Below are 13,984 nucleotides of genomic sequence, written 5' to 3' on the forward strand. Positions count from 1 at the left end.
CTGAGTAACAAATCCTAACTCAGCATTAAGCATTCAGGACTCAGGATTAGATAAGCCTTCAAAGGCAGGACAGTAACCTTCGAGAGTTACCTTAAAGTTATATAACGGGGAAGCTGGGTTCCAACACCGCTGCCCTCTTTGATGTCGGCAAGTACCACAACAGTCTACATCGGCCCATGTATAGCGATCGCTGTTTTGGTTGAGCAGTTCTCGTTGAGACAATCCCCTTAATACTAATTCTTCCCCTTGCCAACGAGCTTCGATTAAACCAGTATCGGCAAATTGCCGCCAACGCGTATCGGCAGTAATCACATTGGGTAGGGTGATTGTGATTACTGTTCCTAACTCTGTCAGTTCGCCTTCGTAGTTAGTTTCAGGTGCTGCTGGTTGTAAAAACGTGTCGCCGATGGGCAGTTCTACTAAGGTATCAGCCGCCGGGGAATGTACATGGTAGCGGTTTTGCAACTCTTCTAAGCTAGTCAGGTCTGCCAAGTAGGCAGGGGAACCGTGGACAAAAATGACGTGCTGGGGCCGCAAATTATGAATTAGCTGCGTAGTACCAGGGCCATCACTATGTTGAGCTAAGAGATAGGTTTCAATAGTGGTGGGCGCTAAATATTCTTTGTTAACTTTTATATCAATTTTTTCTGGTAGGAGAATCAGCCAAGGCCCGGTGTCTAATTGGCAGTGTTCACCTAAATCAGATGTCGAGTCGGTGAGGACAATACAAGGTGACTTGCCCACTGTGGAACGATGTTCTGGTTGTAACCGACGCACGCGGGGACGCACCCGTTCATCCCAAAACAACGGTTGATGGCGGGCGAAGTTCTGTACCGATGGGGGAAGATGGGGTAGCAGTTCAAGATATGCATCACATCCAGTGGCGACAGCACCATCTACCCAAATATCTAAATCTCGGCCGGTGAAGTGGTGATGCGATCGCAAGAGCATTAATAATTCTTGACCCAATCCTAAAGCCGGGGTGGGAAGGATTACAGAACAATGGTCAATGATCGCTCGATTAATTCGCTCGGCTAATTGATTTTCTTGGTTGCGGCGATGAGGATGACGGGATGTGCCATAAGTACCTTCAATAATTAGCACATCCAAGTCTAAACCCCGCAGTTCCTCTAAACGCAAACCTTCTACTAGTCGGGAGTTCGATAAGAAAAAGTCCCCTGTATACAGTAGCTTGTAAGTACGCTGCTGGGTGGTGTAGGTCAGGAGAATTGCCACTGCTCCTGGTAAATGCCCTGCGGGAAATAATTCTGCCACCAAACCATCTTGGAATTCCACTGGCGATCGCAATGGTAAGGCATGACAAAATTGGGAAATTTTCTCAGGGTCTTCGTCTACCCAATTCAGTGGTAGTAACTTGCTAGTTACCTCACTACCATAAATCGGTAACTTTGGAAAAGCTTTATGCAGCGCCAGTAAGCCTTTAGCGTGATCTGGGTGGGCATGACTAATCAAAACTAAATCTGCTGGTAGGGGCGAACTAGTTCCACGTACCGATTTAGTAAGCCCTTTAGCCAGCGATGAAATATCTTCCAAACCACAGTCCAAGAGGATGCGGTGTGGCCCCATTTTCACCAATAAACACACGCCCTCATTGTCATGCTGAACACTATAGGGCAAACATTCTAATTCACTACCCGCTTCTGCATCTACGCGAGAGGATGCCGATAGATTATCCCTCATGCTCTCCTCCCCTCAAACCTCATCATCATGGACATATCCCAAAAGCCAAAAGTTACACAAATTTTGCTTTTGTGACTTAGGGGTAAGTTTTATCGTGCGCCCCTACACCCTGAGAATACGGATTTTTGATTGGGGAGGACGCCTGCACCGAACCCGCACTGGTTCGGAAAGGTGGGCTAACGAGAACCTATCAAACTAGTAGCTCAAGGAGTTTGCCTCTAGTTTCTTTTCCCTTTACAAGTTTTGAGCGCTCTTAGCCAACTCACCCTCCGGGAAGTCGATCGAGCGTCTACAGATTTATCTCAATGTGCAGAGCCATTGCCATGATAGTTATCTGAATCATAGAATCCATTCTTCGTGCCAAAAAATAAGCACGAAAGCGTAAATATAACTGTTAATCCAGCTAGAATCAGCTTTACATCCATTTGTCTGCTGCCCTTTACTCAAAGACTTTCCTATATTAATTTAGTGCTTCCGCAATCAAACGGAATCACTAGAAAATCTTTACTATGCTTATATGGATTGGGCAATAGGTAAATTTACCGCAATCAGTCAGATTGTAGAACCTTTCGGTCAAGCTGTCTATCCATTTAGATGTAAAGCAATATGACAGAGCAATCCTCTACAGCCCGTAAAAATCTTCATCTAAAATCTGCTCAAGCGAAAAAGGACAAACCAACCGTGGGATACTCACTTTTTTCCGGTATCCGAATCCCAAACTTAGCTAGCTTACCTTCCTTAATCCCTAGCTTTCGAGCATCTGGGTAGGCTTTTTCCACTGCCTCTGTTAGAAAACTTTTTAGAGAAGGAGTATCTGTCAAATTATTCAGAACTCGCTGACGATGTTCCAATATTGAGCTATACCAGCTGACTTTCATGCTATCGGGGACATCATACTGAACGCGTAACTTGAATAAATTTGCCAACAAAATTGTCAGATTGCTTTTGAGCGCATTTTTTTCTGCTTTACCCAAATCAACTAATTCCTCAATCAAATGCTCAATATCCAACGCCTCAAATTCATGATTCTGTAACTGTTGAATGGTTTGCTCAATCCATAATTGCAAATCTTGATCGTACAGCGGGTTAGGCATTTCTCAGATTAACTCCTAACTATTCAATATTCCAACTTTGGTGTCGGCGGCGTATTGAATCAATTCTTCCCGCAGTTTTTTGGCTGCATCTATCTCAAGTAAGGTTGCTAGCAAGAAATAAACACCACGAAATCGCGGATCGCCCATTGTATCAACTAATAGTCCTTCGGCGGCATCAGTTTCGCCGAGAAAGTTTTGCACCAAGAAGAAATCCATGATTTTATCGTGGCGGAAATACCATTCTTTCTTCGCTTCGCCTTTTTCATCTTGCCACTGACAGCTGACTACCATTTTGTATTTCTCGTCTTCTAAAGACATTGCAACTTGGTGAAATTCATCCCCAGGTAAGGCTTGTTTGTCTTCGAGTCGCATTCGGTAGACGGCGGCGGAAAATCTTTTGAGCGGAAATTCTTGTTTCCATTCTTGCAGGTATTCTGCCGCCATCAGGTTGTATTGCTGTTCTTGCAGGCGAAATAAGTTTGGCTGTTTACCTTGTGATAACATCAGCGCTACCACAGTTAAATCCATTGGATTGGAAAGAATGCGGCGGATAGCATCTAATTCTTCTTTGGCTTGCTGGTTGTTGAGGACTTCTGTTAAATAATTAGTGCAAGCTTTGGTGTAATCAGCACCTTGAATTTTGGCATCTTTGGGGAGTCGTGGCTGACGGGAGATCAAAAACTCTTGAATTTGTTGTTGGTCAAGGGGCTGCAAGTAGTAGGTTTTGGCTGTTGAGGGGGGTGTCCACTCTAGGGGCTGGGTAGTCATGATAATGTTGCCCCGGAAATAGCTTTCGACAAACTGGCAGATTTTGGCGCGTGTGTCGGCGGTAACTTCGTTGAGTCCGTCGATGCAGATATCTATCGCGCCACTGTAAATGAGGTTTTTCAGGAAGCCGGCATCTTGGGCTTGGTCGTGTAGCTTGTCTTGGATGGCTTCAATTACGCCTTTATGACATTTCTGAGCGGGTAGGTAAACGACTATGCGCTCTTCGTTTTTCAACAGATGACGGAGAAACATCGACTTGCCTAAGCCGGAATCTCCTTCTAAGATAATTTGTCCTTGAATACTGGGTAATGCTGGGGTAATTGGCAGGATTTTTCCTGATGCGGGAACTTTGACTTTTGATTCTGGGAAGTATGATTGGTCATAAAAATTATCTAAGCCGGCGTCGGCTAATAAAGAAGGTTTGAAGGGTTCAAATAATTTGCGGCGGAAGGGGGGAAACCAGGTGAGGAGAAAGCCGACATAGCCCACGCCAAGAATACGGCGTACCCAAGGGTTCCAGAAGAAGATGGCTTGGACTTGGGGAAATTTGGGGTAGGCAAAGATGAGGGCTAGCCAAAAGACAATGTGAATGATGATGGTGTTTCTGGCTTTGGAAAACCACTGCCAACCCTCAAGGTTACTTATCTGTGACTGCACCGCATAAGCTTTATTCGGGTACAAAGTTTCGAGGTTCTTGTAGTGGGATTATAGCAAACCAATATCTTGCCATTGCAATGAACTTTTTTGTTCTCGGCAACTATTGAAATTTGTTCTGCTAAATCTTCTCTTAATCTCTCCAGGTCTTTACTAGGTTCCCAGGCTTTGAGAAAAACCTCCAGCGTTTTCTTACCTTCATCGTGGGTGAGTTGCTCAGGAATCGCTTTTTTCTCAGATCTGGCCAGCCATGTCAGTAGCGTTTCTACTTCATCTGTGCCGCCACTTAGGAAATAGGTTAAAAATCGCCACTCTTCAAATTCTGATTGACCTGCGTAATAGACGATATCCAGAATTACAACAATATTATTTAGGTTCAATTGTTCTATCTTCCCCAATGCATAAGCTGTACTGGAACGAGGATAAAAGTCAAGAGTTTTATCCTTGAGGAAGTCGAGGATGTCTTTGACGTAGGGTTTGGCTGCCTCCCCCAAATTTCCCAATCCCTCTGTTACACCGTAACGAACAGTTGAGTCAACGGATTTATCCTTGAGGATGTCAGTGATGTCTTTAACGTAGGGTTTAGCAGCCTCCCCCAAATCTCCTAATGCCTCTGCTGCACCGGAACGAATCCAGGGGGAAACGGTTTTATCCTTGAGGATGTTAGCAATGTCTTTAACGTAGGGTTTGGCAGCCTCCCCCAGATTTCCTAATGCCACTGCTGCACCGGAACGAACAAAGTCCTCAACAGTTTTATCTTTGAGGAAGTTGAGGATGTCTTTGATGTAGGGTTTGGCTGCCTCTCCCATATTTCCCAAGTCCACTGCTGCACTGTAACGAAAACCAGAGTCAACGGTTTTATCCTTGAGGAAGTCGAAGATTTCTTTAATGTAGGGTTTTGCAGCCTCCCCCAGATTTTCTAATGCCGATGCTGCACTGGAACGAACATTTGAGTCAACAGTTTTATCCTTGAGGATGTCAGCGATGTCTTTGACGTAAGGTTTGGCAGCCTCCCTTTTTAAGAGGGGTTGGGGGGATCAAAAGTCTGTGGCACAACTCTAGAAGACTTGTGTGTACACCGTAGCTTTTTAAGGGGTGCTAGGGGGGATCAGACACTGTATCTGCTCACACACACTATCAAACTGATTTAAAACTTGACTATTTGTAAACCTAATAATCTTTAAACCATAGCCTTCCAAAATGTTTGTTCTCTCCAGATCATAATCTTGACCTTCATCTGTAAAATGGCTATCCCCATCAACTTCAATCACTGTTTTTAAAGTAGGACAGTAGAAATCAACTATGAAATGATTAATCGGTCGTTGTCTTAAAACCCGAAATTGAAAATTTCTCAAATATTCATACCACAGCTTTTTTTCTGCTGGGGTCATATTTTTACGAAGTTCTTTCGCTCTTTCTACAAGCTTTGGATTGTAAGGTAAATGGTGATTGCTGCTATTGAGTTGGTTTGTCATATTTTTTAGTGTTTATACCCCCTACCCAATACTGCGTAGGTTTTGGTGCATAGTCATTCGAGATCCCCCCTAACCCCCCTTAAAAAAGGGGGGAACTAGAATCAAAGTCCCCCTTCTTAAGGGGGACTTAGGGGGATCTCAAACTATTTGCTACATCACTAAAGGCTTTTAAAAAATCCTTTAAGAATCGACAGCAGCTTTAGCCGATTTACTTTTTATAGCTTTAAACCGATCGCCTAATTGTTCAGCAATAGTTTTTAAACCTGGAGTTTTCTTAGCAGCAGTCTTCACGTAATCATAAACTGTCAAGCTGCTACCCATTGCTTCGCTACTGACAGCCATTAGGGTATCATCTACTTGTTCTGTCAGTTGTCGCAGTCCAATCAAAACTTCGGTGAGGTTAGCGGCTAGTTGATAATCCCGCACAAATTCATCTAAATCAAAACTGGCTGGTAAAATGTCTCGGTTAGATTGGGCAGCAATCAAGCTAGTGTTGACAAAAGCTAGTCTTTTATCGCCCATCTTAAATAAGTTGCGTCGTTCTTCTGCACTCAGAGTCACGAGAAAAGGTAACTTTGCTTCAATAGTCGCAAAGGCTGCTTTAATTTCTTGGATATCTGCTGGGGAAAGGGAAGCGGTAATGTTTTGGTAAGGCATTAGTTATTTACTCAGGTGAATCTGTTTGTTATGATTCCCACTGGTAAATGCGATCGCACAATAGGCACAGGGGCAAAAGCAATACGGTTCGGTTAAGGAGACGCGATAAATCGCCGTCTCTACAATTATTGGCGCGATGGTTTTTTGCCAAAGCCATAGCGGAGTGTATGCATAATCCAAGTTTGGAAGTTGTCAATGTAGCTAAATATCACTGGCACTACTAGCAGTGTCAGCAGGGTGGATGTTGTGAAACCGCCCATAATGGCTATTCCCATTGGTTGGCGAACTTCAGAACCAGCGCCAATTCCTAATGCTAAAGGTAGAGTCCCGGCGATCGTTGCCAGAGAAGTCATTAAAATCGGGCGCAGACGTGACACACCTGATTCAATGAGTGCCTGACGCTGGGTTTTGCCTTCTTGCATGTTGATGATTGTATAGTCAACTAACAGAATCGAGTTTTTGGTGACAATCCCCAACAGCAGGATGATACCAATCAAGGCATAAAGCCCCAAGGGTTTTTGGGCAACCATCAATGCTACCAATGCGCCGCCTAAACAAAAGGGCAAGGCTGCCATAATCGACAATGGATGGAGAAAGTTGTTATACAGCAGCACCAGAATTGCATAGATACACATTAATGCCAGCCCTAATGCACTGCCAAAGCGACCGAAAATATCTTGCATAATTTTGGCACTACCTGATGGTTGCTGTACTACTCCTGGCGGTAAGTTTTGCATCGCAGGTAGTTCATTGATTGTCTGGACTGCCTGTCCCAAAGAAATCCCTTGTAAGTTGGCTTCTACAGCTACTTGACGGGCGCGATCGTAACGGTTGATGGTAGCAGGGCCGCTACCAAAGCGGATATCTGCCACTGCTATGAGAGGAATCAATCTACCATTTTGACTGGGGACTTGCAGATTTGTGATTGTGTTGATATCAACACGCGCTTGCGGATCGATTTGCACACGAATGGGGATTTGGCGATCGCTTAAATTAAATTTTGCCAAGTTGGCCTCATTATCGCCGATGGTGGCAAGGGAAGCAGTACGAGCGATCGCTTGCACTGTCACCCCTAAATCTGCTGCCCGTTGCGGGTTAGGAATTATCAAAATCTCTGGTTTTACCAAACTTGCAGTGGAAGCCACTTCTACCAATCCAGCTATGGATCGCATCTGCTTTTCTAAGGCATCAGCAGCTTGATTCAATGCTTCGGGATTTTCACTTCTGAGGACAATTGATAAAGCTTTACGACTGTCACCCGGTGACTGACTTTGAAAACTAATTCTAGCGCCTGGTATTTGTTCAAAGTTAGGACGCACTTGTTCCTCAAACTGTTTTTGGGAAATATTTCGTTCCTCTCTGGGTTTAAGATTAATCGCAAGGGTTGCAGAATTGATCTCTTCTGTTGCTAGTACACGTTCAACTACTGGGTTTTGTCGGATGATATCAGTCGCTTGTGTGACTACTTTGTTAACGTCTGACAAAGTGGAACCAGGAGGTAATTCTATAGATACGTTGGAAATTCCAAAGTCGCCATCATCAACGAAACCTTTGGGAATCAAGGGAACCAGCATCAGACTGGCAATAAAAAAAGCTAAAGCGATCGCCATTGTTGTCAATCTATGGTGTAACGCCCACTGTAAAAGCGATCTATAAGGTTGAAAGCCTTGACGCTTTTCATCTCCAAGTTTTCTACTTCCGTTCCCGCCACCTGGAAGTATAAATTTAAAATTAAAGAATTTTACTACTCCCCTGTTCCTCTGCCCCTCTGCCCCTCTGCCCCCCTGCCCCTCTGCCTCCTTTAAAAGATACGCCCCCATCATCGGCGTAACCATCCGCGCTACAAGAGTTGAGAAAATTGTGGAAACGGCAACGGTAACGCCAAATGGTTGAAAAAATTGTCCTGGAATCCCACCCATAAAGGCAACTGGCATAAACACTGCAATAATAGTCGCTGAACTTGCGATTACCGCTAACCCTACTTCGTCGGAAGAGTCAAAAGCAGCTTCCCAAGCTGACTTGCCCATAGCGATATGCCGTTCCATGTTTTCAATTTCTACAACGGCATCATCAACTAAGTTGCCCACCGCCAGCGCTAATGCCAACAAAGTCATGTTATTGAGGGTGTAACCAAGGGCTTGCTGCACTGCGAAGGTGGGAATTATTGATAGGGGTAAGGCAACAGCGGTAATTAATGTTGCTCGCCAGTCACGCAAAAACACTAAAATAACGATGACCGCCAGCATAGAGGCTTGAATCAACTCATCAATGGTGCTTTGGTAAGATTGGCGGACAATATCAGCTCTAGTAAAAATTAAATCCAGCTTGACATCTGGAGGAAGGTTTTTTTCCAGTTGTTTGACTGCTGCTTTCACTCCTTCTTCCACAGTCACCAGAACGCTGCCAGTACTACGTAAAACTTGAAAAGCTACTACGGGTTGATTATTCAAACGGGCGGCTTGGCGCACGTCACCAAATTTATCTTCTACAGTTCCCAGGCTAGATAACGGTACAGAACCACCTTGTGGTAAAACGATTTCATAGGTTTTCAAAATATCCACACTGACGGCACTTCCTAAAGTACGGATACTTTGTTCGCTACCACCAACTTCGGCACGTCCGCCAGGTAAGTTAATGTTCAAAGCACGGATTTGGTCGTTTACCTGAGTGGCGGTAATTGCTAAAGCTTGTAAGCGGTCTGGATTAAGATTAATGCGAATTTCTCGGTCAACACCACCCACGCGCTGAATTTGTGCTACACCACGAACTCCTAACAAGGCGCGGCTAATGGTTTGGTCTACGAGATTGCTTAATTCTTCTACAGAACGCCGATCTGATTTAACTGCGTAGGTAATCACCGGGCCGCCGGAAAATTCCAGGCGTTCCACAATGGGGTCGTTGATATCTTGGGGTAAATCTTGACGAATTTGAGCGATCGCATTTCTAACATCATTGGTGGCGCGATCGCTATCTGTACCCAAAACGAAATTGATTGTCGTCTTAGAATTCCCATCGCTGACAGTGGAAATCATGTAATCGATATTGCCCAACCCTGCGACGGCATCTTCAATTTTTTTCGTCACTTGGGATTCTAGTTCTGCTGGTCCTGCACCTGGTTGGGTGACTTTAATCAAAACTGTTGGCACATCAATATTTGGGTTAGTATCAATCCCCAAGGATATGAAGGAGAACCAACCCACAACCGTTAAAATTAAAAATAAAACTATCGTGGGAACAGGTTTTTTAATCGACCAGGCTGAGATATTAAAAGACATTGGGAAATTTTAGATTTTGGATTTGTCATTTGTCATTGGTCATTAGTCATTTGTCATTAGTTATTTTTTCCCATTCCCCATTCCCATTCCCTTCAACTTGCAACTCGAACCTTATCGCCATCTTTGAGATAGCCAGCACCATCAACGACAACGCGATCGCTTAACTGTAACCCACTCTTGATTTCCACTGTGTCGTTATTACCAGGATCTCCTAACTCGACTTTCTGGCTGCGGACTGTATTTTCACCCGATAAGATGAATACAATTACACTTGCGTCTGCTTGGGACTGCACTGCTTTTTGTGGTACTACCATTCTCATCCCTGAGTTAGTAGTAATTGCAGCACTAGCAAACATTCCTGGTTTAAGTAAAGTTGTTGGCGGCAAGTCAATTTTCACTGTCGCTTCCCGTCTTTGATCGTTCAGCTGTGGTTGTATGTCTCTGACTCGTCCTTGCGATCGCACCCGCAGATCGACATCAGAAGTAATTTGCACCGATGCGCCAATTTTCACCTGAGTTAGCTGAGTTTCGGGCACCTTCGCCTGAAGTTCTAGCTTTTCATCTCGGATAATCGAAAATAGCTTTTGTGTGCCACCAATCACCGTTCCCACCTGAGTTTGCGGCGGTACACCAGTGACATCACCAACTCTAGCCAGTTTCTCGGCGATTACTCCCGAAACCGGCGCACGTACCACAGTTTGTCCCAACTGAGTTTGCAGTTGTTGTACTTTAGCAGCACTACTCTTGACATCGGCTTTGGCTTTGTTGACGATCGCTTGGGCATTATTAATATTGGCTTGGGCACTGCCGATATTAGCCTGGGCACTACGTATATTTTCTTGGGACAGGTTCACAACTTCTATGGCAGTTTTCACATTATAGGAACGAGTATCAAGTTCTTGTTTGCTAATCGTTCCAGAGTCAGCGAGTTGTTGATAGCGCTGATAATTCTTGGCTGCTTCTTCTAGCCTGGCCTTAGCTTGAGCTAAATCGGCTTGTTTTTGCTGGACTATTGCTTTATTTGATGCCAAATCTGCCTGCTTGGATGCGACATCTGCTTGTTTCGATGCCACATCTGCTTGTTTCGATTCCACATCTGCTTTTGCTTGGCTAATTTGGCTTTGCAGTATGGAACCATCTAACACCGCCAACACTTGACCTTGTTTGACAAAAGCTCCTTCTTTGACATTTACGGGGATGCTTTTAATTTGTAAACCGTTTGTTTGCGGTAGCACCGGAATTAAATCACTCGCCGCTACAGTCCCAGTAGTTTTGAGGGTACGGACAACACGGGCGGTTTCTACTGTAGCGATAGTAACTGTCATCGCTGGGTTAACTTTTTTATCCGCTACCGCACTTTGTTGACGGGATGGAAAACGATTTAATACAATCATCCCAACCAAGGCGATCGCAATTCCTAAACCAGTACCCAAGAATAATGGCTTCAACCATGCCCTAGTTTGTTTTTGATCTGATTTGCTTAAAAAACTCCTATCTTCAGAGGTTATAGCTTCTTCCACCTCAACTTCTGAAAGACTTTCATCGCTCACAGTTTCACCTCTACTTGCTGTGTATGTATACCAAATCTTGGTATTTTCTTAAGAAAACTTGAAGTTTATTTACTCCGATATCAACTATGACGCATTTCATAGTAAATGTATTTTATCTGCAATAGTATATAATACAACTTTGTAACTAAGAGAAATTACTACCAAAAAATGATAATAAATTTTATGTAGATTATGATACAAAAAATTCTCTCATCTCATAGAGCTACTCTATGTCACACACCATCTGTATTTAGATCACTGTCAACCAATGCTTAGATATGAAAAACTGATATAGCTCATCTAGATTTATCTAATTAGAATCGAAAGTATTTATGTACCTTGGTACACCAGGAAATGATTTTTTACACGTAATAAATCATTTCTCTAAAGCCTTTGGTTGCCAGGAAGCCATGTATCCAGACATAGATAAAGCTAGCGTCTACAGCTACACGTGAGTTACAAAAGAGCAAACTCCATTGCCTTAAATTCCAGCAAGGGTGGCCTTGATGATGGAATTTTGAAATCAATCAAATCAATAAAAAATTGGTATTTACCAGAGAAAGCAGATATGTTCAATGCCACTGAAATTTTAATTGATGCCTTTGTAAATGAAATTCGAGACGGCTACCGCCGCACTTATGGCTGCTTTAAAAATGATTATCAGGACATTATCGCCTGGGCAGGTAACATGGCTTTGGAAAACATTGCCAATAGCGATGCCCTTTATCACAATGTTGAACACACTGTCTTAGTCACTCTGGTAGGACAAGAAATTTTACGTGGCAAACACATCAGGGAAGGCGGTGTTTCGAGTGAAGACTGGTTGCATTGTATTATTTCTTTAGTCAGCCATGATATTGGCTACGTTAAGGGAGTTTGCCGACAAGACCGAGAAACAGCAAACTTATATGCCACAGGTAAAAATGGCAGAATGATTTCTGTGGCTGCTGGCGCTTCTGATGCCAGTCTGACGCCTTATCATGTTGATAGAGCCAAGCTGTTTATTGATGAGCGTTTTGGAGGTCACAAGTTAATAGATGCTGAGGCAATTAAGAGCAATATTGAATTGACTCGATTTCCCGTACCTGCGGCAGAGGATCATCAAGATACAAAGTGCTTTGCAGGATTAGTGCGTGCTGCTGATTTGATTGGTCAACTAAGCGACCCGCGTTACCTAAAGAAAATTACCTCTTTATTTTACGAATTTGAAGAAACTGGTGTAAATAAAGTTTTAGGCTATCAAACCCCTGCCGATTTGCGTAACAATTACGCTAAGTTTTACTGGAATGGCGTCTATCCCTATATCCAAGAAGGACTGCATTACCTATCATTGACACAACAGGGAAAACAAATTCTCGCTAATCTTTACTCAAACGTGTTTGTTGTGGAACATGAAAAACAACAGGAAGAACAGCAGCGGTATTTAGAGAAGTTAGGAGTTGGGAGTTAGGAGTTAGGAGTTAGAGGGTGGGAGTTAGAGGCGGGGAGTTGAAAATTATTAATCATGAGTTATGAATTAAGATAAAAGCTTAATAACTCATAACTCCTAACTTATAACTCCTAACTACTATGGATTGGTGGCGACGACTTAAAAAAAATCCTTTGGCACGCTTTGGGGCAATTTTGCTGTTAATTTTCTATATAGGAGTAATTGCAGCTGATTTTGTAGCTCCTTATGACCCCTATGCTTCACAGCCCAATGGTTCACTGCTGCCACCAACTAAGATACACTGGGTTTCTCAATCAGGGCAGTTTACCGGGCCTTATGTTTATCCGACGACTCAGGGAGATACCAATTTAGATACAGGCGATCGCGAACTCATTGTAGACTCGAAAAAGCCTTCACCCTTGCGTCTATTTGTCTCCGGGGCAGAATACCGATTGTTGCAGATGAGTTTGCCACTACCACCTACGTGGGATGAAGTCACAATCTTTGGTGGTATCCCCTTAAATTGGCATTTATTTGGCACAACAAGTGGGGCAAAAGTCAATATTTTCGGCACTGATGACCAAGGTCGCGACCAATTTAGTCGCCTGCTGCATGGTGGTCGCATCAGTATGTTTATCGGGATTTTTGGCATTATCATTACCTATCCCCTCGGTTTACTTATCGGGGGAATTTCCGGCTATTTCGGCGGTGTAACTGATAGCATCATTATGCGCTTGGCAGAAGTGCTAATGACTTTCCCCAGTATTTATCTTTTGGTAACATTGGGTGCGGTCTTACCAGCGGGTTTAAGTAGTACCCAGCGCTTTTTGCTGATTGTGGTGATTACTTCGGTGATTAGCTGGGCTGGTTTAGCACGGGTCATTCGGGGACAGGTACTATCAATTAAAGAGCGAGAATTTGTCCAAGCAGCGCGTGCAATGGGCGGGAACCCAATTTATATAATTATCCGTCACGTTTTGCCACAAACGGCTAGTTATGTAGTTATCTCTGCTACCCTTGCAATTCCCAGCTTTATTGGCGCAGAGGCAATACTAAGTCTCATCGGCTTGGGTATTCAACAACCAGACCCCTCTTGGGGAAATATGCTTTCTCTGGCTAGCAATGCTTCAATTTTGGTGTTGCAACCTTGGTTAATCTGGCCGCCGGCTGTGCTGATTATCCTCACAGTGCTAGCATTCAACTTACTCGGTGATGGGCTGAGAGATGCACTTGACCCGCGCAGTTTAAGAAGATAAGCCTTCAATAATAGTAAATGCGTACTCCGAAATAACAAATGAGTACCCCGAAATAACAAATGCGTACTCCGAAATAACAAATGAGTACCCCGAAATAACAAATGAGTACCCCGAAATAACAAATG

The 13,984-nt window shown here is 43.7% G+C and carries 7 protein-coding genes and 2 pseudogenes; 2 read left to right on the forward strand and 7 right to left on the reverse strand.

What is annotated here, in order from left to right; genetic code table 11:
- Positions 1-33: 33 nt before the first annotated feature.
- The 7 genes and pseudogenes from HWQ40_RS13740 to HWQ40_RS13770 form a co-directional block, all read right to left on the reverse strand.
- Positions 34-1,701 (reverse strand): MBL fold metallo-hydrolase, encoded by a 1,668-nt coding sequence (locus HWQ40_RS13740; protein ID WP_292778566.1) that lies wholly within the window; start codon positions 1,699-1,701, stop codon positions 34-36.
- Between the two features lie 622 nt (positions 1,702-2,323).
- A pseudogene (locus HWQ40_RS13745) lies at positions 2,324-2,795 on the reverse strand (DUF29 domain-containing protein).
- 15 nt (positions 2,796-2,810) lie between these two features.
- Positions 2,811-5,026: pseudogene (locus HWQ40_RS13750) on the reverse strand (HEAT repeat domain-containing protein).
- 279 nt (positions 5,027-5,305) lie between these two features.
- Positions 5,306-5,692 (reverse strand): endonuclease domain-containing protein, encoded by a 387-nt coding sequence (locus HWQ40_RS13755; RefSeq protein ID WP_292778568.1) that lies wholly within the window; start codon positions 5,690-5,692, stop codon positions 5,306-5,308.
- 180 nt (positions 5,693-5,872) lie between these two features.
- The gene (locus tag HWQ40_RS13760) at positions 5,873-6,349 is read right to left on the reverse strand and encodes a hypothetical protein (RefSeq protein ID WP_292778570.1); all 477 of its coding nucleotides are present in this window, start codon (positions 6,347-6,349) and stop codon (positions 5,873-5,875) included.
- 125 nt (positions 6,350-6,474) lie between these two features.
- Complete coding sequence (locus HWQ40_RS13765) at positions 6,475-9,624, reverse strand: efflux RND transporter permease subunit (RefSeq protein WP_292778572.1); 3,150 nt, start codon at positions 9,622-9,624, stop codon at positions 6,475-6,477.
- 92 nt (positions 9,625-9,716) lie between these two features.
- On the reverse strand, positions 9,717-11,174 hold the full coding sequence (locus HWQ40_RS13770) for an efflux RND transporter periplasmic adaptor subunit (protein ID WP_292778574.1): 1,458 nt from the start codon (positions 11,172-11,174) through the stop codon (positions 9,717-9,719).
- A gap of 568 nt (positions 11,175-11,742) precedes the next feature.
- On the opposite strand from HWQ40_RS13770, the gene HWQ40_RS13775 reads away from it, so the two are divergent.
- Complete coding sequence (locus HWQ40_RS13775) at positions 11,743-12,624, forward strand: Npun_R2479 family HD domain-containing metalloprotein (RefSeq protein WP_292778576.1); 882 nt, start codon at positions 11,743-11,745, stop codon at positions 12,622-12,624.
- Positions 12,625-12,743: 119 nt separating this feature from the next.
- Positions 12,744-13,859 carry an ABC transporter permease gene (locus HWQ40_RS13780; protein WP_292778578.1) on the forward strand — a complete coding sequence of 372 codons (1,116 nt, stop codon included), beginning with the start codon at positions 12,744-12,746 and terminating at the stop codon, positions 13,857-13,859.
- The last annotated feature ends 125 nt before the right edge of the window (positions 13,860-13,984 follow it).

Origin of the sequence: Nostoc sp. NMS9, from assembly GCF_017114995.1 — a bacterium.
Lineage (GTDB): Bacteria > Cyanobacteriota > Cyanobacteriia > Cyanobacteriales > Nostocaceae > Nostoc.